General features: G+C 62.8%; 18 protein-coding genes. 4 read left to right on the top strand and 14 right to left on the bottom strand.

Annotated features, from left to right (window positions below; genetic code table 11):
* Both B5V02_RS20355 and B5V02_RS20350 read right to left on the bottom strand, forming a co-directional pair.
* On the bottom strand, positions 1–193 hold a 193-nt coding region (locus tag B5V02_RS20355; RefSeq protein ID WP_111545899.1), incomplete at its 3' end, for a co-chaperone GroES.
* Between the two features lie 287 nt (positions 194–480).
* Positions 481–1,107, bottom strand: a complete 627-nt coding sequence (locus B5V02_RS20350) for a TetR/AcrR family transcriptional regulator (protein WP_111545898.1) — start codon at positions 1,105–1,107, stop codon at positions 481–483.
* A 125-nt stretch (positions 1,108–1,232) separates the two neighbouring features.
* On the opposite strand from B5V02_RS20350, the gene B5V02_RS20345 reads away from it, so the two are divergent.
* From B5V02_RS20345 to B5V02_RS20335, 3 genes are read left to right on the top strand one after another with little or no spacing between them, the layout of a single operon-like run.
* Positions 1,233–2,417 carry an MFS transporter gene (locus B5V02_RS20345; RefSeq protein WP_111545897.1) on the top strand — a complete coding sequence of 395 codons (1,185 nt, stop codon included), beginning with the start codon at positions 1,233–1,235 and terminating at the stop codon, positions 2,415–2,417.
* Between the two features lie 9 nt (positions 2,418–2,426).
* Positions 2,427–3,707 carry a D-arabinono-1,4-lactone oxidase gene (locus B5V02_RS20340; protein WP_111545896.1) on the top strand — a complete coding sequence of 427 codons (1,281 nt, stop codon included), beginning with the start codon at positions 2,427–2,429 and terminating at the stop codon, positions 3,705–3,707.
* Positions 3,704–4,849, top strand: coding sequence for a DSD1 family PLP-dependent enzyme (locus tag B5V02_RS20335; protein WP_111545895.1), 1,146 nt, complete (start codon positions 3,704–3,706; stop codon positions 4,847–4,849). Before B5V02_RS20340 ends, B5V02_RS20335 begins: the two co-directional genes overlap by 4 nt.
* A gap of 6 nt (positions 4,850–4,855) precedes the next feature.
* Here the strand turns inward: B5V02_RS20335 and B5V02_RS20330 are convergent, their stop codons facing one another.
* The 6 genes from B5V02_RS20330 to B5V02_RS20305 all read right to left on the bottom strand — a co-directional run bounded on the left by B5V02_RS20330 (position 4,856) and on the right by B5V02_RS20305 (position 11,342).
* Positions 4,856–5,689, bottom strand: coding sequence for an AraC family transcriptional regulator (locus B5V02_RS20330; RefSeq protein WP_111545894.1), 834 nt, complete (start codon positions 5,687–5,689; stop codon positions 4,856–4,858).
* Between the two features lie 146 nt (positions 5,690–5,835).
* Positions 5,836–6,855: a LacI family DNA-binding transcriptional regulator gene (locus B5V02_RS20325; RefSeq protein WP_111545893.1), complete on the bottom strand. Its 1,020-nt coding sequence runs from the start codon at positions 6,853–6,855 to the stop codon at positions 5,836–5,838.
* 68 nt (positions 6,856–6,923) lie between these two features.
* The gene (locus B5V02_RS20320; RefSeq protein ID WP_111545892.1) at positions 6,924–8,033 is read right to left on the bottom strand and encodes an ABC transporter ATP-binding protein; all 1,110 of its coding nucleotides are present in this window, start codon (positions 8,031–8,033) and stop codon (positions 6,924–6,926) included.
* Positions 8,034–8,066: 33 nt separating this feature from the next.
* Positions 8,067–8,933, bottom strand: a complete 867-nt coding sequence (locus B5V02_RS20315; RefSeq protein ID WP_111545891.1) for a carbohydrate ABC transporter permease — start codon at positions 8,931–8,933, stop codon at positions 8,067–8,069.
* Positions 8,926–9,852, bottom strand: a complete 927-nt coding sequence (locus B5V02_RS20310; protein WP_167458572.1) for a carbohydrate ABC transporter permease — start codon at positions 9,850–9,852, stop codon at positions 8,926–8,928. Before B5V02_RS20310 ends, B5V02_RS20315 begins: the two co-directional genes overlap by 8 nt.
* 188 nt (positions 9,853–10,040) lie before the next feature.
* Positions 10,041–11,342 carry an ABC transporter substrate-binding protein gene (locus B5V02_RS20305; protein WP_111545927.1) on the bottom strand — a complete coding sequence of 434 codons (1,302 nt, stop codon included), beginning with the start codon at positions 11,340–11,342 and terminating at the stop codon, positions 10,041–10,043.
* A 299-nt stretch (positions 11,343–11,641) separates the two neighbouring features.
* Between B5V02_RS20305 and B5V02_RS42285 the strand changes: the two genes are divergently transcribed.
* Positions 11,642–11,770, top strand: coding sequence for a hypothetical protein (locus B5V02_RS42285; RefSeq protein WP_281004958.1), 129 nt, complete (start codon positions 11,642–11,644; stop codon positions 11,768–11,770).
* Between the two features lie 263 nt (positions 11,771–12,033).
* Here B5V02_RS42285 and B5V02_RS20295 read toward each other — a convergent pair whose 3' ends face one another.
* From B5V02_RS20295 to B5V02_RS20270, 6 genes are read right to left on the bottom strand one after another with little or no spacing between them, the layout of a single operon-like run.
* Positions 12,034–12,969, bottom strand: coding sequence for a phosphatidate cytidylyltransferase (locus B5V02_RS20295; RefSeq protein ID WP_111545888.1), 936 nt, complete (start codon positions 12,967–12,969; stop codon positions 12,034–12,036).
* A complete protein-coding gene (locus B5V02_RS20290; protein ID WP_111545926.1) occupies positions 12,969–13,631 on the bottom strand; it encodes a lysophospholipid acyltransferase family protein in 663 nt (220 codons plus the stop codon). Before B5V02_RS20290 ends, B5V02_RS20295 begins: the two co-directional genes overlap by 1 nt.
* Complete coding sequence (locus B5V02_RS20285; RefSeq protein ID WP_111545887.1) at positions 13,628–14,071, bottom strand: hypothetical protein; 444 nt, start codon at positions 14,069–14,071, stop codon at positions 13,628–13,630. The genes B5V02_RS20290 and B5V02_RS20285 overlap by 4 nt, the downstream gene beginning before the upstream one ends.
* A complete protein-coding gene (locus B5V02_RS20280) occupies positions 14,068–15,393 on the bottom strand; it encodes a phosphatase PAP2/dual specificity phosphatase family protein (RefSeq protein ID WP_111545925.1) in 1,326 nt (441 codons plus the stop codon). The genes B5V02_RS20285 and B5V02_RS20280 overlap by 4 nt, the downstream gene beginning before the upstream one ends.
* Positions 15,394–15,398: 5 nt before the next feature.
* Positions 15,399–17,183 (bottom strand): bifunctional alpha/beta hydrolase/class I SAM-dependent methyltransferase, encoded by a 1,785-nt coding sequence (locus tag B5V02_RS20275; protein ID WP_167458581.1) that lies wholly within the window; start codon positions 17,181–17,183, stop codon positions 15,399–15,401.
* 40 nt (positions 17,184–17,223) lie between these two features.
* Positions 17,224–17,832: a CDP-alcohol phosphatidyltransferase family protein gene (locus tag B5V02_RS20270; RefSeq protein WP_111545885.1), complete on the bottom strand. Its 609-nt coding sequence runs from the start codon at positions 17,830–17,832 to the stop codon at positions 17,224–17,226.
* Positions 17,833–17,849 lie beyond the last annotated feature (17 nt).

Here is a 17,849-nt window from a genome sequence, read left to right as displayed (position 1 = left end):
CGGCCTTGACGTCCAGCGGGACGAGCTTTCCGGCTTCGTCACGAGCGCCGGAGCCGACAGCGATGATCTCGCCTTCCTGCGGCTTTTCCTTTGCCGTATCGGGGATGATGATCCCGCCGGCGGTCTTGGATTCGGATTCGACCCGGCGAACGACCACGCGGTCATGAAGCGGGCGGAACTTCGACTTTGCCATTTTTTCTTCCTCGATGAGAACGGTGAGAACAGTTCCTCCATCCGGCGGCGCCGGACGTATGGTTAGCACTCACCAATGGCGAGTGCTAACGTGGCGCTGAAATAGGCCGCTGGCCTGCCAGTGTCAAGGCGCGACACGCTGTCGAAACGCGCGAAATTCGCACGGGGCGGTGTCGCCACGACCACTGAGCAGGTTCCGCAAAAGTGTTCCACGGTTTTGCGACAAGAACCTGCGGCAAACAAAGAAACCTAAGCAGACAGCGCGATGGCGAAGCGAGCGGAGTCTGCTTAGAGAAAGAGCCGCAGTTGGGTGTGGATGATCGACCGGTAGTCCTCGATGGTCTGGCGACTTTCCGCTTTGCCCTCGGCAAGCGCCAGGCGCACTACACCACCGGCTAGCTGGAAGATCAGGAGAACCATGCGTTCGAACTGCTCGCGCTTCTCGGGTTCGAGCAGGGCGACGACATGGTCGCAGAACATCTTGGCTTGATGCCGGGTTTCGGCGATGTCGAGATTCTTGAGCGCCTTGTCGGCCTGGATGGCGTTCTGCAGATCCTGGATGGCCGGATCGCCGGCGACACGGCTGAGATAGTCGTCAAGCAACCGGTCGGCAGCCACGATCACGTCCTTGGCCTCGCGGATGTCGGCGATGATCGCAGTCAATCGTGCCCGGCTGACTTCGGAAAACCGCTCGTAGAGCATCGCCAGGATCGCCGATTTGTTGGGAAAATAGTGGTAGACGGTGGCGATCGGCCCGCCCGCCAGCATGCCGACTTCCTTCATGGTGACGGCGTCGATGCCCTTTTCGCCGATCAGCCGCATGGTTGTCGACAGGATCGCGTCGATGCGCTCGCGGCTGCGCTCCTGCTTGGGTTTGCGCCTGAGCCTTGTCACTGTTCGCCTTGCTTCCGTCATGCACCGATCTTCCGCGACAATTCCGGCTCCATGGTTGACAAAATAATATGATCAAGTATCAGTTTTTGAATACTGATAGGTTGTCAGCTTTTTTGCGGCACGGCAAGGGACGTTGGGAGGCGGTTTTGGCATCTGGTGACGCGCATACCGGAAACAGCGACTGGCTGGTCGGCAATCCGACCGCAGGACAGCTTGCCTCGGCCCTGTGGATCGGCTCGGTCGGCCTGCTCATCCTCGGCCTGCAGCCGGTGCTGCTCGGCGCCCTTTACACCGAAGGCCATGTCAGCGGCGACGAACTGGCGCTGGTCGCCACCGCCGAGATGATCGCCATCGCCATCGGCTCGGCCGTTGTGGCAATGCTGCTTTCGGCCCGCAACATGCGCTGGAAAAGTGCGATCCTTTTGCTCCTGCTGGCGCTGGCGAATTTTTGGACGGCTTATGCCGCTGGCGCCAACATGCTGATTGCGGCCCGCGCCCTGGCTGGCCTCGCCGAGGGCGGCCTGGTGGCGGTCGCCACCGAACTGATTGCGCGTTCGCGGCGGGCCGAGCGCATCGGCGGCTATTTCGTCACCATGCAGACCCTGGCGCAATGTGCGCTTGCCCTGCTGCTGGCGCTCTATGTCATCCCGGCCGCAGGATCGGCGGGCGGCTTCATCGTTCTCGCCGTCGTCTGCATTGCTTCGCTGGCGGTCGCCGTCACGGTCCCTGGTGACTATGCCGATCTGCCCAAGGAAGAGAATCTGGCCAATGTGCTGACTGTTCCTTCGATCACCGCGCTGCTGTCGGTCTTCTGCTACTTCATGTTCTTCGGCGCAGTCTGGGCCTTTCTGGAGCCGCTTGGCGCACAATACGGCATCGATGGCCGCACCGTCGGCCTGATCGTCTCGGCCAGCCTCGCGGTTCAGGTCCTGGGCGCGATGACGGCGACCGTGTTCGAGGCGCGCATCGACTACCGCCTTGCCATCGCCGTGATCGGTGCCGTCGCGTTTGTCAGCGCGCTGGTCCTCGCCAGCGGACCTGGCCTCACCACATTCTGGGTTGCCGCCTTGGTCATGGGCTTCATCCTCTTGTTCATCGTGCCTTACCAGATCCGCTTGGCGATCACCGCCGACGAGACGCGCACCGCCGTGCTGCTGGTGCCGGCCGCACAGCTTTTTGGCCTGGCGATCGGCCCGATCGCGGCGTCGCTGCTCATCGACGGCAAGGATTTTCGCCCGGTGCCGGAATTCGCCGCCGCCAGCGCCGTTGCCAGCGTGGCGCTGCTCGGCCTGTTCCTCCTCGTGTCGCGGCATCGCCGCGCCGTTGCCTGAGGAGGCGACATGTCGAACACCTGGAGCAACTGGTCCGGCTACGTCACCGCAGAACCGCGGCTGGTTGCCAGTCCCGCCGATGCCGGCGCGCTTGGCGATCTTGTTCGCACCGCACCCGGCCCGGTCCGCGTTGTCGGCGCCGGTCATTCCTTCACGCCGCTGGTGAAATCCGAGGGCACGATCCTGTCCCTGGAGAAGCTGGAAGGGCTGGTCTCGCACGACACCGAAAAACATCAGGCACGCGTGCGGGCAGGGACCCGGCTCGGCTCGTTGATGCACATCCTGCAAGACATCGGCCAGGGGCTGCCCAATATGGGTGACATCGATCGCCAGGCGATTGGTGGCGCACTCGGCACCGCCACGCATGGCTCGGGACCTACGCTCGGCGCCTACCACACGCAGCTTGAAACGGTGCAGATCGTCGACGGGCTGGGCAAGTTGCGTGACTTCAAGCGGGCAGGGGATCAGGAGACGATCCATGCCGTCGGCGTCGCGCTTGGCGCCTTTGGCGTGATGACCGAGGTGACGCTGAACAACATTGCGACCTACCGGCTGCGCCGCCGCAAATGGGTGCTGCCGATCGCCGACATGCTGCGCGATTTCGAAACGATGATGGCCGCGCATCGTTCGGCCGAATTCTACTACATTCCGTTTTCCGGCTATGCGCAGTTCATCGCCAGCGACTTCAGCACGGCGGCGACCACCACGCGTCCGACCGAGGATGACGAGGGTGGGTTGAGGACGCTGCGCCGGCTGCGCACCGGGCTCGCCTGGCTACCGTCGCTCCGCCGCCGGCTGATCCGCGACGCCGTCGCGAAGGTGCCGGCCGAGGACTATGTGCAGGATTGGCTCAACGTCTATGCCAGCGACCGGCAGACCAAGTTCAACGAGATGGAATATCATCTGCCGTTCGATGAGGGGCCGAAGGTACTGGCCGAGATCATCGAACTGACGGAGAAGCGCTTTCCCGAAGTCTATTTCCCGATGGAGGTGCGCTCGGTCGCACCAGACCAGTTTTGGCTTTCGCCATTCTACAACAGACAAACCTGCTCGATCGCCATCCACCACGATGCGGCGAGCGATCCGCTGCCGTTCATGCGGGCGGCCGAGCCGATCTTCCGCAGATATGGCGGCCGGCCGCATTGGGGCAAGATGCACAGCCTGAAGGCGGCGGACCTGAAAAAGCTCTATCCGCGCTGGGACGACGCGATGGCGGTACGCCGCGACATCGACCCGCAGAACCGCTTCGTCTCGCCTTACATAGCCGGCCTGTTCGGCATCGAACGATGAGCGCCTATTTCGCCACTCTTTCGGGCGCGCTGAAGGAAGCCGGCATCTTCCAGCCTTGCCTGCTGCTCGATCTCGACCGGCTGGACCGCAACATTGCACTGGTGAAAGAGAGGCTTGACCCCGGCCTTGCCGTGCGGCTTGTCGACAAGTCGCTCGCTTGCCTGCCTCTGCTGTCGCACATCGGCAAGGCTCTAGGCACCAATCGCTTCATGACTTTCCATCCGCCGATCAGCGGAGCGGTGTTGAAGGCATTTCCCAAAGCCGACATGCTGTACGGCAAGCCGATGCCGGTCCACGCGGCAAGGGCGGCACTGGTGAAAGGGGACGCCGACTGGTCGCGGGTGTGCTGGCTGATCGATACGCAGGAGCGGCTGGCCGAATATGGCGCGCTCGCGGCCGAACTCGGCACTGAGTTGCGCATTGCTTTCGAGATCGATGTCGGGCTGCATCGCGGCGGATTTGCCAGCCCGGAGGCCTTGTCGCAGGCTCTTAAGTTGCTGCCGGCTCATAAACGGCTGCATTGCGAAGGCGTCATGGCCTACGAAGCGCATGCGCCGCATATTCCCGGCCTGTTCGGCGGGCCCGCCAAGGCGTTGGCGAAAGCCTCGGAACAGGCCACCGCCTTCGTTGCGTGCCTCGGCGCCGAGCAGCGCCGTATCCTCAACATCGGCGGCAGCAAGACCGCGCTGCTTCATCATGGCAGCGTGGCCAACGAGGTGTCGATGGGCTCGGCCTTTGTGCTGCCCAGCGATTTCGATACGCCCGGCCTCGAAGGCTTCCAGCCGGCAGCCTTTATCGCGACGCCGATCCTGAAGGTCGTCGAGCCGATGCTGCCCGGCCCGCCGGCCGTCACCCGCCTGCTGCAGGGGCTCGGCCGGTTTCCGCGCAAGGGGTGCTATCTCTATGGCGGCAAATGGATGGCCGAGCCGGTCTTTCCCGAAGGGATGGAGACGAGCGGCCTGCTCGGCCTCTCTTCGAACCAGCAATTCATGGGCCTTCCCCACGATGCGACCGCAAAGCCCGGCGACTACGCGTTCCTGCGCCCGACGCAGAGCGAGGCCGTGCTGCAGCAGTTCGGATCGATCGCCGTGTTTTCCAGCGGCAGGATAGTCGATCGCTGGCCGGCATTGCCTATGGCGTGATCTCGCCTACGCCTTCACAGGTATCCAGATCTCCAGCCCGCCATTGCCGCTGCGCGGATCGAATTCGGGGCCGTAGCGCTCGAATTCGGGAGCATCCGCGATCTCGTGGCCGGAGGCCGGCAACCATTTGTTCCAGATCGTGTTGACGGTTCGGCGGATGGTCGAGATGTGCTCGCGGTGGGCGAATACGGCATATTTCTGCGCCGGCACGCGCACACGGCTGAGCTCCTTCGGCAGGTCGGAAAAGTCGGAAACCTCGACGCCGGCGATGTAGTCGAAATTGCCGGCATCGTCGCCGTTGACGCAGACGCCATAGGCGACGTTGCCGGTCTCGCCAGGGATGTTGCCGATATAGGGGCCGAAACGTTGCCACTGCATCGGAATGGCGGCGCTGGTTTCGCAGCTGTAGCGTTCGCCGAGGCCGGCGATCAGGAACGGCCGGCTGGTTTCGAAGCGCGGCGGTTCGAGGTTGGCAAGAACGGACTGGTTCATCAGGATTGGCTCCACGAGGTCAAGGTTGTCGAGCGTGCCTTGCGCGCGCACCAGTTCCGGCGTGGTGCAGAACTGGTCGCGGAAGGCGCGGGTGAAAGCCTCATGCGAGTTGTAGCCGGCGTCGAGCGCGACCGAGAGGATGTCGGGCGCCCCGCCAGCCAGCTTGCGCGCTGCCTCGGTCAGCCGGCGCGAGCGCATGTAGCCCATAACCGAACGGCCGGTGGCGGCACCGAAAGCCCGCGTCACATGAAAGCGCGACACGCCGCTGCTTTGCGCGACATCGTCGAGCGAGACCGCTTCGGGCAGATGGCTCTCGACGAACCACAGCGCTTTTTCGGTCGGGTTCATCGAGCTCTTTCCCGCATTGGCCAGATCATCTTGCCGTCTTTCTGCGGGGCCAGTTTGATCGAAATTGCGCCTCTCGTGCAATCGAAGGCGACTGCGATCTCTGGATGGCGCAAGGCGGTCGACCATCAGTCTTCCGCAATGCGGGATCAGGAAACAGCTGGGGCGGCGCAGGAATCTCTGACAACAAGGGTTGATTTCAGCCTTACAGAACGTGGTGCGGCGGACAATCCGTTGATCCGTTCGACAAGCATCTGCGCGGCCCTGTGGCCGATCTCGTTGCAGGGCTGCGCGATCAAGGTCAGCCGAGGTTCGAAATAATCCGCCCATTCGAAATCGTCGAAGCCGGCAAGCGATATGTCTTGCGGTATTCTAAGGCCTGCCTTGCGGATCGCTGCCACGGCTCCGATCGTTGTCAGGTTATTTCCGGTGATGATGCCGGTCGGCGGATTTGCCAGTCTCAGCAAGGTTGCCACCGCGTTCTGGGTGGCCTCGAAATTCTGGTTCGAAGGCTGCACGAGATCCGCATCGAAATCGATACCGTTCCGTTTGAGCCCTAGTCTATAGCCTTCGATGCGCTCCCTGGTGGTGCTAAACCCTGCCTGGGCCCCGATCATGCCGATCCGTTTGTGGCCAAGTCCCGCCATGTGCGAAACCAGATTGGCGACGGCCTGCTTGTTCTCGACGCCGACATGGTCGAAGGCGGACTCGGCAAACCTGTCGACGAGAACGGTCGGAATGCCGCTCTTCTCCAGATAGCGGACAGTCTTGTTTTCGGGATCGCCGCACGGGGCCAGGATGATGCCGTCGACCCTTCGCTCCTGCAACGCCTGGACCACGGCGAGTTCATGACCGGGCTCGTCGCGCGTATCGGCGAGGAAGACCAGCAGGCCGAGGCGCGCGCACTCGCTCTCGATGGCGCAGATGATGTCGCTGAAATAGGGATTGGTGATCGCCGATATGGCAATGCCGACATAGTTGCTGACGTTGCGCGCGAGTGACCGCGCCAGCGCATTCGGCTGATATCCCGTTGCAGCGATCGCCTCGTTCACCAAGGCGGTCTTTTCGGGGCTGACGAGGCGCGTGCCGTTGATGACATGCGATACGGTGGACGTGGACACACGAGCACGGCGAGCGACGTCGCTGATCGTTACAGTCGCTCTCGCCATCCCTCACCTCAATCCGGCGCCGGTCTGCCCGGGAACGTCCCGCGGCCGCCGATCCGCGCGCCGACTATTCATTGTTGTCGGCCATAATCAATGAGGTTTCTGCCGCTCTCGCCGTCGAAATAGTGGACATGGTCCATGTCGATGGAAAACAGCCGGCTTTCCCCAAGCTTGGAACGGTCGCTGGGCGGCAGCCGCGCGATGCACCTGTGATCGCCGATGCTGAGGTCGAGAAGAATTTCGTGGCCGAGATGCTGGACCACATCGACATTGAACGCGATCGAATCGACGCCTGGGATGGCGCCGGGCTGCAGGATCCTGAAATGTTCTGGGCGCACGCCCAACGTGACCATCGTTCCCTTCTGGCCAGCAAGCGCCGCGCGCCGGTTCTCCGGAACCGCGATCCGCAGTCCGCAGGCCTGGTCCGACAGGGAACTGCCATCGTACACAAGGCGCAGGAAGTTCATGGCGGGCGACCCGATGAAGCCGGCGACAAACTGGTTGGCAGGCCGATTGTAGACTTCGAGCGGCGCTGCCGCCTGCTGGATCTTGCCGCCATTCATGACCACAATCTTGCTGCCCATGGTCATGGCTTCCGCCTGGTCGTGCGTGACATAGACGGTCGTTGTTCCGATCTCCTGATGCATCTTGGTCAGGAAACTGCGCGCCTCGATGCGCATTTTCGCGTCGAGGTTGGACAGAGGTTCGTCCATGAGGAACACGCCGGGGCGGCGAACCAGCGCGCGCCCGAGTGCGACACGCTGCCGCTGACCGCCGGAGAGGGCCTTGGGCAGTCTGTCGAGCAGGTCATAGATGTGCAGCCGCTGCGCCACTTGCCGTATCTGCGTTTCGATATCGGCTTTCGGGGTTTTCCTGATCTTCATGCCGAACGCTATGTTGTCGCGAACCGTCATGTGCGGAAACAACGCATAGGACTGGAACACCATGGCGATGTCGCGATCCTTCGGCGGCAGCCCGGTAACGTCGCGCGCGCCGATGCGCAGCGTGCCGCTGGTGATCGATTCGAGCCCGGCGATCATGTTCAGCGTCGTCGTCTTGCCGCAGCCGGACGGGCCTACCAGCACGGTGAATTCGCCATCTTCTATGTCCAGGTTCAACCCGGACAGAACCGGTACCATCGCGTAGCGCTTCTCGACATCCTTCAGGGACACTTCAGCCATTACAAATTCCTTATTGCAAAAAGCCCGCGGACATCAGCCCTTCACGGCGCCCGAGAGATTGCCGCCCGAGATCTGCCGGTAGGTGAGGATGAACAACAGGACGATCGGCAACTGCGAGATGACGAGACCCGCGGCCGGCAGGTTGAAGACGGCGAGGTAGCGGTCGCTGTTCAGTTTCAGCATGCCGACCGTCACCGGAAAATTGTCCTCGCTGTTGAGGAACACCAGCCCGAACACGAATTCCTTCCAGATGGCGATGAAGTTCAGCGTGTAGCCGACGAGAATGCCGGGAACCGACAGCGGCAGGATCACCTTCCAGAAAACCTGGAAGTCGGTCGCGCCCTCGACATAGGCGGCCTTCTCGATTTCCGGTGGAATTGTCGTCATGAAGCCGCGCAGGATCAGAACCTGCAAGGGCATTCCATAGACGCCGTGAACGATGATCAGGCCGATCTTGGTATCCAGCAGGTGGAATGTGCGCAGCGTGTCGTAGAGCGGGATCAGCACCGTCTGCTGCGGCAGCATGAGGCCGGTCAGCAAAAGGCCGAATATCCACTTGCGCCCGGGAACGTTCATACGGCTGAGCGCGAAGGCGGGTACCAGCGCCAGCGCCACCGCGAGCGCCGACCCGGCCGTCGCATAGATCAGGCTGTTTCTCAAAAGCGTGCCGAACCCAAGTCCAAACCAGACGTCGATGTAGGGCTGGATCGTCGGCGACTTCGGCAAGGCGAACGGCCCCGCCAGAAATTCGGCGTTCGACTTGATCGACGTCATCACGATCAACAGCAGCGGTCCGAGCCATACGGCAGCTAGCACCAGCATGAGGGCGGTTGCGGCGAGTTTGGGCAAAACCGCAAGGAGGCGGCTGCGGCCAGCGGCGTTCATGGTCGTGTCAGACATCGAAAGCACCCTTCAGGACCTTGCCGAGCAGGACAGCGGCCAGCGACCCGGCAATCACCAGGATGACGACGCTGAGCGCTGCGCCGTAGCCGAAGCGGGAATTCCAGAAGCTCTCCATGTAGACGAGATAGCCAAGCACGTTGGTCATGCCGAAAGGCGCTCCCTTGGTCAGCACGGCGATCAGGTCGAAAGCGCGCAGCGATTCGAACAGCGTGAGCATGACGATGATCGCGGTGACAGGACGCAGCTGGGGCAGGGCGACGCTGCGGATCATGCGCCAATGTCCCGCGCCCTCGATACGCGCGGCGTCGAATGTTTCCTTCGGAACGTCGCCGAGGCCGGCGAAGTAGAAGATCATCGGCATGCCGGTGAATGCCCAGCCGGAAATGACCGCCAGCGTATAGAGCGCGATGCGGTAGTCGCCGAACCATTCATGCACCAGGAAGCCGAGGCCGACCGACCGCAGCAAGGTGTCGAAGGCGCCGAATACCGGATTGAGGATCAGGAGGAACATCAGGCCGACCGCGATCAGCGACATGGTCACCGGAAAGAAGACGATGGTGCGCAACAGCGATGGGGCGAACACCAGGCGCGCCTTCATCACATAGGCGATCAGGAAACCGAGCGAGACGGGGAAGACCAGCGAAACGACCAGCCACTTGGCGTTGTTGACCAGCGCTATGTAGAAATACTTGTCGTGGAACAGGTAGGCGTAGTTGGCGAAGCCGACGAACTTCTTCTGCGGCGCCATGCCGTTCCATTCGAAGAAACTGAGATAGATCGTGTAGATGATCGGGTAGCCGATGAAGCAGGCGAACACCAGCAGCGGCACCGCGACGCCGAACACGGTTACGAACACATGCTGGCGGGCGTAGCCGATAAAGGTGCCATCATCGAAGCGCTTTGCGCTGCTGGCCATGGTGTCACGCCTTTCGATTGGTTCAGGAAACGGCCCGTGGTTCAGGAAACGGGTTGGGCAGCGTCGTTGATGCGGCGTCGCCAACATCCCGGCTCCGGCGGTTCGGATAGCGGCCTTGGCGATGAAGCACATGTCTGTCGTGGCAGACACGGGAGAGGCGCATGGCGCCTCTCCCGGTTCGTCCGCGCTTACGACTTCTTGACGCGCGCCGCCTCGTCCTCGGTCAGCTTCATCGCGTCTTCAGGCGACATGGCGCCGGCCAGAACGCCCTGGACGCCATCGAGGAACTTGTCCGAAATCGCTGGTGGCGTGGCATGGTCGACATGCATGAAGGTGAAGGAGCCGGACTCGGCCATCGCCTTGCCGAGGCGCTGCTCCATTTCACTCAGCTTCGACAGGTTGGAATTGACGTTCGACGGGAAAGGCTTGTCGATCTCGAGCTTCTTGCTCATCGCTTCGTCGGACACCATCCAGTCGAGAAACTCCGCTGCGGCATCCTTGTTGGGGCTGTTTTCGTGGATCATGATTGTGTCTTCGGCGAACACCGACATCACCGGCTTCTTGCCCGGAAATGCCGGCATCGGGAAGAAATCCATGGGAACGACGCAGCATTGCGGCTGGTCGCCACGGAAGCGGCCGAGATTGAACGAGCCCTGATACCAATGCAGGCCCTTGCCCTGCGTCCACGGCACCATGGCAGGTCCGAGATCGATCGAGTTGAACGACGGCTCGAACATGCCGTCCGTGGCCAGCTTCTGCATCATGGCCGTGACATCGACGGCACGCGGATCGGTCCACGGAATGGTGCCGTTGATCAACCCGTCATAGACGTCCAGACCGTGCTTGTTGACCAGGATTGCCGACCACATGAACTGCGAGGGCCACTTCTTCTGGTTGGCCAGCATGAAGGCGGCGAGGCCGGCCTCCTTGCCCTTCTGCGCGTTGGCCATGAGCTCGTCCCATGTGGTGGGAACCTTGAGGCCAAGCTGCTCGTAGATGTCCTTCCGGTACCAGACCACGGAAGCACACATTTCCGTCGGCACGAAATGCTTCTTGCCGTTGTAGATGGACAACGTCACGCCGGCCGGGTTGAGTTTCTTTTCCCAGCCGTATTTTTCATAATAGGGCGTTAGATCCGCCGAGAATCCATTGTCGACGATTTCCTTGCCGCGTCCGCCTTCCCAGGAATAGAAAAGGTCCGGTGGATTGCTCGAGGACAGCTCGATGGTCTGCTTGGTCTTGTAGGTCTCGCCGTCGACGCTGGCGCCGGTGACATGGACCCGATCCCCGTTCTTCTTGTTCCATTCGTCGATCAGCCAGTTGGCGTAGACCTCCGAAGACGGCCATGGCGCCCGGTAGAAATACCTGAGTTCGGCTGGCGCGGCCCGCGCCATCTTGACCCCTGACGCCGCCGCCACGGCGGTCGCGCCAAGTGCAGCGGAAGCCTTCATGAAGGTGCGGCGAGACAGTCCATTCTGCTTGATGTTCATCGTTTTCCTCCCGGTTCAATCTGACAAATGACAGGCAGCACCAGGCCGCCACGAAGCGCGGGCGCGACGTGTGCACAATGGCTGTTGCTGGTCCTCCGAAGGCGAACGCGGCGGCGTGGGTTCTATGCTGCCAAATTCGTCACGGAGAATGAATTAATCTAATCGAAGCGCTTGCGCAAGCGCTTCGATTGACCATTTCCATCTTTTTCTGTCGCATCTCCAGGCCGGCCGACGAAATCCGCGTTGTCGACTGGGCCGCGACCTTCACCTGTCCGGCGGGCGGCAAAGGAGCGGTCGACATGGCAAAGAAGGTCCTGCCCGATTGCGGCTCTTCGGTTGAACCCGACGTCACTGTCGAGATCACGGCAATCACCCGACGCGAACGCAAAGCAGATGATTTTCAAAGAAGCGCGGCTGCACGGAAATAATGCCATCAAGGGCTAGGTTCAGCGATGAGCCTCACCCTTGTCGCGTCGGCACTTACTCATGGAGACGTCTGCTGCGTCCCTCAGGGTTTGCGCAGGATGACCTTTCTCGTCGCCGCGTTCTCGACGGCGATCCTGGTCTAGGTAGCTGGTGTCATCGGCTTCGTCGGACTGATGACCCGCATCTGTCGCGGCCGTCACCATGCTCATCCGCAACCGGCTCTGATCGCGGTGGGCCTGATCGCGGTGGGCAAGAGTTTGCCGACTCAGACCGTCCAGAAATAGCGCACGATGTGAAAGAAGACCGGGGCAGCGAAGACCAGGCTGTCGGTGCGGTCCATCATGCCGCCATGGCCTTCGATCAGGTGGCCCCAGTCCTTGACGCCCTGGTCGCGCTTGATGGCCGAGGCGACCAGCCCGCCCAGAAAACCCATTGAGCAGGCGATGAAGGCCACGGCTGCCGCCTGCAGCGGCGAGAAGGGCGTCACAAACGACAGCAGCGCGCCGAGCAGGCTCGCCGACACCAGTCCGCCGATCAGGCCTTCCCAGGTTTTCGACGGCGAGACGTTCGGCGAAAAACGGTGTTTTCCGAAGAGCTTGCCGAAGATGTACTGCAGCACGTCGCTGCCTTGCACGACGATGATCAGGAAGGCGATCAGCAACAGGTTGCGGCCTTCGAAATCAGGCACATTGAGTGTCAGCAGCGCCGGAACATGGCTGACGCAATAGACCGAGATCATCACCGCCCATTGCTGCGCCGCAATCCGCTCGAGAAAGCGTTCGGTGTCGCCATGCAGCGCTGTGATGGCCGGCATCAGCAGGAAGCAGTAGACCGGAATGAAGATGACGAAGAGCCCGTACCAGGCGGTCCACACCAGCCAGTATTGAAACGGTATGATGATGCCGAACATGCCGAGCAGCACCCAATGGTCGCTGCGGCTTGTATGCGTCAGCGTCACGAATTCGCGCAGCGCAGCGAAGGAAATCAGCGCGAACAGGATGGTCATGCCGTAGCGGCCGAAGAAGAAGGCGACCGTTATCAGCACCACCATCACCCACCAGGCGTTGATGCGCTGGGTGAGGTTGACCAGCGTTGAACTGAGCGGCTTTGGCGCCCGCGCCGAAAGTATGGCTGCGACGATGCTGGCAGTGGTTAGCACCGCCAGCAGGCCGATAATCAGAATAGAGATCTCGTGGCGCATCAATCGTCTCGCTCGGGGCGCGGGTTGAGCGCCAGAAGCGTGGCGTGGGCGCGCTCGAGAAAGGCGCGGCGTTCTTCGCCCGGAGCCACCGCCACCGGCGCGCCGAAGACGACGCGGCACAGCAGCGGCACCGGCAGGAATTGGCCCTTGGGCAGCACGCGCGACATGTTCTCGATCCAGCACGGGATCAGCTCGACCTCCGGCCGCGCCATCGACAGGTTGTAGAGCCCGGAGCGGAAGGGCAGCAGCGGCTCCTCGGTCATGTTGCGGGTGCCCTCGGGAAACAGGATCAGCGAATGGCCCTGGTCGAGAACCGACAGCATGATCTCGATCGGGTTTTCTTCAGGTTTCGTCCATTGCCGGTTGATCAGCACCGACGACAGCATGTCCTCGGCGATGAAGCGGCGCAGCCGCGACTTTCCCCAGTACTCGCCGGCGGCGACCGCGTGGGTGATCGCGCGCTCCTTTTCGCTCAGGCAGGCCGACAGCAGGATGAAGTCGCCATGGCTGGTGTGATTGGCGAAATAGATGCGCTGCCGGTCGGACGGCAGGCTGCCATTCCAGATCGGACGCACCCCGGTCACCACCCAGGCCAGCGCCGAGAGACCGACGGAGGTTACCGTCTGCAGCAAGGTGAAGGTCTTGAGCGAAAGCTTGTTCATCGCGGCGCCCAAAACCCCGCCGTCAGAAGCGCTGCGGCAAACAGGGCCAGGGCCGCGCGCTGCTTGAACAGCAAGCGGCGCGTCCCGGCCATGCGGTCGTCGAGCGGGCGTGTCGTGGACGGGGAGGGTTTCAGGCGCATGCGTGCCAATATGCCATCCACCGCGGCACCACCGGAAGCCTCGTCATTGTGGCTGGCCATTAGCCGGAACAACAGCGCGTCGAACACCAGAAGCGCCGACAGCGCCAGCACGGCAACGGCGCTCGCGGCTGAGACCGACAGCGCAATGGCCGCAGGCAAGGTCTCGAAGGCGCCGCGCGCCGAAGCCGCCAGGGGCGCAAGACTATTGGCGGCCACCACAACCGCAGCCGGCCATGCTGCCTGCTGCATCAGCATACGGGCGAAGCGATCGGCGCGTTCCCGGTAGGCATTGCCCGTCATGACGCCACCCGCTCCGTGGCCTCGGCAAGATGAACCGGCCGGCCGGTGGCCATCAGCATCTCGCGGGCAACCGCTGGCGTCCTGGCCCTGCCGGTCGCCACCAGCCATTCGGCGACAACGCCTGCGCTGCGCTGAAAACCGAGCGCGCAGCAGACCAGCACGGTACCGTCGCGGCGCACGCTCTCCAGCGCGCTGGCTGCCTGCTGCTGCATCGTCACTGGCGGCGGCAACAGATCGATCATCGGAAAGCTGATCCAGCGGCAATCCGCTCCTGCCGGTTTTTCAAGTTCGGCGGCGAGGTCGATCACGGTGCCGAAGCCGCTGGCTTCGCTTGCCGTTGGAAAGCGGCCGAGAAAGACGCCATCACTGACGGCTACGAGCGGCGGAAGCTTGCGCGTCCATATCGCGACATTCACGCCAGCGCCGAGCCGGTAGGGCCAAAGCAGGACCCGGCTTGCCAGGGACACATAGCCTTCCGCAGTCTTCTGGAACACCTTTGCGCCGGCCCCGGCATAGGCGAAGGCAACGATGGCCAGCGCCAGCGCCGGCCAGAGCAGGAAGAGCGCGACGCCGGAAAAGAAGGCGCCGAGCGCGGCACCGGCCAGCGCAAGGAAAGCGCCCAGCGCATAGAACAGCGCCAGCCGACGCGCCTTGGCATCGCCGGTCAGCCGGGCGCCTGAAAACGGCAACTCGCCGGTGCGCGGAAACAGCCACAGGGCGAAAAACCCGAGCAGCGCGCCGGTCGGGATGTCGATGAAATGATGTTGCCATGTCGTCAGCACCGAAGCGCCGATCAGGAAGCACCAGCCATGCCAGAGCGGCAGGAGAATGCCGCCGAGCCGGTGGCGCCAGTGGTCCCAGATGATCACCAAAAGGGCGATGTGCAGCGAGGGCGCCTGGTTGAACGGCTTGTCGAAACCGCCAAGTACGGCAAACAGGAAACCCGGCAGGCCCGTCGTTGCAGGCCGCACGAAAGTCGCGGTCAGCGGGAACAGGATAAAACAGGCAACGGCGACGATCTGCGCAGTGAGATAACGCCCTGCTAGGCGGTCGACCCCTTGCCTGCTGTCGTTGAGCAGCAGCGACAGTCCATAAAACAGGTTGATCGACCAGTAAGGCACGATGGTCCAGGCGAGGAAGGGGATGCTGTGCTCCCAGGAGAACACGATGCTGCCGACGTCGTCGCGCCGCGACGCCAGCCAGTTGGCGAAGCCGTAGGAGAGGTAGAAGAACGGCGCCAGGAAGGCCAGCCAAAGCGCTGCCCTGACGACCACCCGGCCATAAGGTTCGGCACGCACCGTGGATGCAAGCGATGACACCATCCTGTTCAGCGGCGCCGTGCGACCGAGACGGTGAAGATGCCCCATTGGTCGATGCGCTGGTCGAGCTTGTCGAAACCGGCGGCTTCGACGAGCTGGTCCATCTCGCCTTGCGTGCGCCGGCGCATCACCCAGGCCTGGCCGCCGCGATGCGAGGTCAGGCTGCGGGCGATCATCTCGAGCTGTGGATGCCAGGGCTGGTTGGTGTAGAGCAACAGGCTGCCCGGTTGCATGGCGTGCGCAAGCCCACCGAGCGAGCGGGCGATCATCGCATTGTCGGAGAACAGCTCGTAGAGGCCGGAAACGATGGCGAGATCGGGCGCCGGATCGATCGAGGCGAACATGTCGGCATCAAACGCGTCTGCGCGCTGGAACGAGACGCTGGCCGGCAATTGCCGCTCGGCGATCAGCTTGCGGCCGAGCTGGACATTTAGGTCGGAATAATCCTGCAGGCGCACGCTCGCCGGCTGGTCGGGGCTCTTCACGATGGCATCGAGAACATAGCGGCCATGGCCGGCGGCGATGTCGAGAATGTGCGCCGGCCGGCCGGCGGCCTTGAGCGTCGCCAGGCAAGAGCCGATCAGTTCTTCGAGATGCAGCTTGCGCTGGCGGATGCCGCGCCAGCCAATGGCTTCCAGGAAGATGCGGTCGACGGCGCGGCCAAGCTGTGTAAGACCCCGCGCGTCGTTCTCGTAGACGTAATCCAGCGTCGAGCCGGAATCGAAGCCGGTGGTGATGCCCGCCTTCATACCCGACGAGAACCAGGCGCCCATGCGGATGGAGGCACGGCTGAAAGCCCAATAGAGGCCCTTGGGCGACAAAAGATCGAGCGGCGAGGCAAGCCTGTCGGCCTCGTCGCGCGTGTAGCCGGCGATATCCGCCTGCTTCAGGTCGACCGGCGCATCCGGCGCGGCGAACTGTTTTGCCAGGAACGGCCGGATCAGGTCGAGGGCCTGCGCCCGGTCGCGCTCGCCCAGCGTGTCATGGAAGAAACCCGGCAGCACATGGCGTTCCTTGGTACGACTGCCGAGATTGACGAAGAATTCGTGTTGCGGGCCGTGGCGCACCACCCAGTCGCTCCCCGAAAGCAGAAGCTGCGTCGGCACGGTGATGGCGCGGGCGTCGGCAACGATGCGGGCCGCGTGCTGATAGAGTTCGACCAGGATGTTGGAGGCGATCGGCCGCGTGATCAGCGGATCGCTCTCGAAGGAGGCGATGCGCACGGGATCGTGGGTCAGGAATTTCGCCTTCACGTAGGAATTGACGAAGAAGCGGCCTTTGATCTTCTGCCAGAACGCGATGCCTTCCTTGGCGAAAGGCACGTAGAGCTTGACCGAAAAGGCTGGTGAGGCCAGCACCATGGCACGCAGCTTCGGCGCATAGTCGTGCACCCAGGCGGCGGCGAGCACGGCGCCGAAGGATTGCGCGATCAGCGCAACATCCTGCGTGGCAAAGCCATCCCTGGCGGCGATCTCGCGCATGAAGCAGTCGATGTCGCGCACCAGGGCCGAGAAGGAAGGAGCATAGCCGCGCTCGCCGGACGAGCGACCATTGCCGCGGGCATCCCAGGCATAGAAGGCGTGATCCGGCATCTGCAATTCGTCGACGAGATGGGCCATGCGACCGCCATGCTCGTGGCCGCGGTGGAAGAGCACCACCGCACCCTTGGCATTGGCGGAAGCTGCCGGCCAGAAGCGGTAGAAAATCTCCGTCCCGTCATGGCTGCGGAAGACACGCTCTTGCGCTTGCCGCTCAAGGTTTTCCGCAGCCGCGGCGGCGATTGGTTCGTGCATCATGGTCTTTCCCTCTGGCGACATGGCGAAGCCTCGATGCTTAGCTGGCGTTGCCAATAAGGCCGGCGCGTATCCGGTTTATGGCGGTCAACAGCGAAAGCGTTGCCATGGCTGGAAACACAAGCGGCGCGATGGAAGCCGGCCAGAGCCCGGCGGCGCACAGCACGGCGACCACGCCCAGCGCCAGCGCCCTGTCGCTCTTGCCGAACGGCCCGGCATAGTTTCGCCCGATCCCGGCGGCGATGCCGAGCACGCCGGCGAATTCTGTCAGCACGGCGGTCAGGGCGAAGGCGATGACGCCCCATGGGCTGAACTCTGGAAAGGCGGCGAACGGCAGGATCAGCGCAAGGTCCGAAACGACGTCGCAAATCTCGTTCAGATACATGCCGAGCGTCGAGGCCTGCCCGTGTTCCCGCGCCAGCATGCCATCCACGGCATTCAGCGCCATGCGCACGAACATCACGACGGGAACGAGCAGCAGCAGCGAGCGCCATTCATGCAGGATCGCGATGGCCGTTCCGGCCGCGATCGACATCAGGGCCGCCAGGATGGTTATGCTGTTTGCGGTGACGCCGATTGCCGCCAGCCGATTGACCAGAGGCCGCAACCTTCCCTGGAAAGCCGGCTTGAGAGCGTAAAGCGTCGGCATTTCGTTGATCCCCCGAT

It is taken from the genome of Mesorhizobium kowhaii, assembly GCF_003253745.1.
Lineage (GTDB): Bacteria > Pseudomonadota > Alphaproteobacteria > Rhizobiales > Rhizobiaceae > Mesorhizobium > Mesorhizobium kowhaii.
Note: the sequence above shows the minus strand (reverse complement) of the source record. Positions and strands in the feature narration are given on the sequence as shown.

What these genes read in the sequence shown, in the direction of transcription:
- B5V02_RS20350 (WP_111545898.1), bottom strand. Translation starts at nt 1,107, where the DNA reads ATGACGGAAGCAAGGCGAACAGTGACAAGGCTCAGGCGCAAACCCAAG.
- B5V02_RS20340 (WP_111545896.1), top strand. Translation starts at nt 2,427, where the DNA reads ATGTCGAACACCTGGAGCAACTGGTCCGGCTACGTCACCGCAGAACCG.
- B5V02_RS20335 (WP_111545895.1), top strand. Translation starts at nt 3,704, where the DNA reads ATGAGCGCCTATTTCGCCACTCTTTCGGGCGCGCTGAAGGAAGCCGGC.
- B5V02_RS20330 (WP_111545894.1), bottom strand. Translation starts at nt 5,689, where the DNA reads ATGAACCCGACCGAAAAAGCGCTGTGGTTCGTCGAGAGCCATCTGCCC.
- B5V02_RS20325 (WP_111545893.1), bottom strand. Translation starts at nt 6,855, where the DNA reads ATGGCGAGAGCGACTGTAACGATCAGCGACGTCGCTCGCCGTGCTCGT.
- B5V02_RS20320 (WP_111545892.1), bottom strand. Translation starts at nt 8,033, where the DNA reads ATGGCTGAAGTGTCCCTGAAGGATGTCGAGAAGCGCTACGCGATGGTA.
- B5V02_RS20315 (WP_111545891.1), bottom strand. Translation starts at nt 8,933, where the DNA reads ATGTCTGACACGACCATGAACGCCGCTGGCCGCAGCCGCCTCCTTGCG.
- B5V02_RS20310 (WP_167458572.1), bottom strand. Translation starts at nt 9,852, where the DNA reads ATGGCCAGCAGCGCAAAGCGCTTCGATGATGGCACCTTTATCGGCTAC.
- B5V02_RS20305 (WP_111545927.1), bottom strand. Translation starts at nt 11,342, where the DNA reads ATGAACATCAAGCAGAATGGACTGTCTCGCCGCACCTTCATGAAGGCT.
- B5V02_RS42285 (WP_281004958.1), top strand. Translation starts at nt 11,642, where the DNA reads ATGGCAAAGAAGGTCCTGCCCGATTGCGGCTCTTCGGTTGAACCCGAC.
- B5V02_RS20295 (WP_111545888.1), bottom strand. Translation starts at nt 12,969, where the DNA reads ATGCGCCACGAGATCTCTATTCTGATTATCGGCCTGCTGGCGGTGCTA.
- B5V02_RS20290 (WP_111545926.1), bottom strand. Translation starts at nt 13,631, where the DNA reads ATGAACAAGCTTTCGCTCAAGACCTTCACCTTGCTGCAGACGGTAACC.
- B5V02_RS20285 (WP_111545887.1), bottom strand. Translation starts at nt 14,071, where the DNA reads ATGACGGGCAATGCCTACCGGGAACGCGCCGATCGCTTCGCCCGTATG.
- B5V02_RS20280 (WP_111545925.1), bottom strand. Translation starts at nt 15,393, where the DNA reads ATGGTGTCATCGCTTGCATCCACGGTGCGTGCCGAACCTTATGGCCGG.
- B5V02_RS20275 (WP_167458581.1), bottom strand. Translation starts at nt 17,183, where the DNA reads ATGCACGAACCAATCGCCGCCGCGGCTGCGGAAAACCTTGAGCGGCAA.
- B5V02_RS20270 (WP_111545885.1), bottom strand. Translation starts at nt 17,832, where the DNA reads ATGCCGACGCTTTACGCTCTCAAGCCGGCTTTCCAGGGAAGGTTGCGG.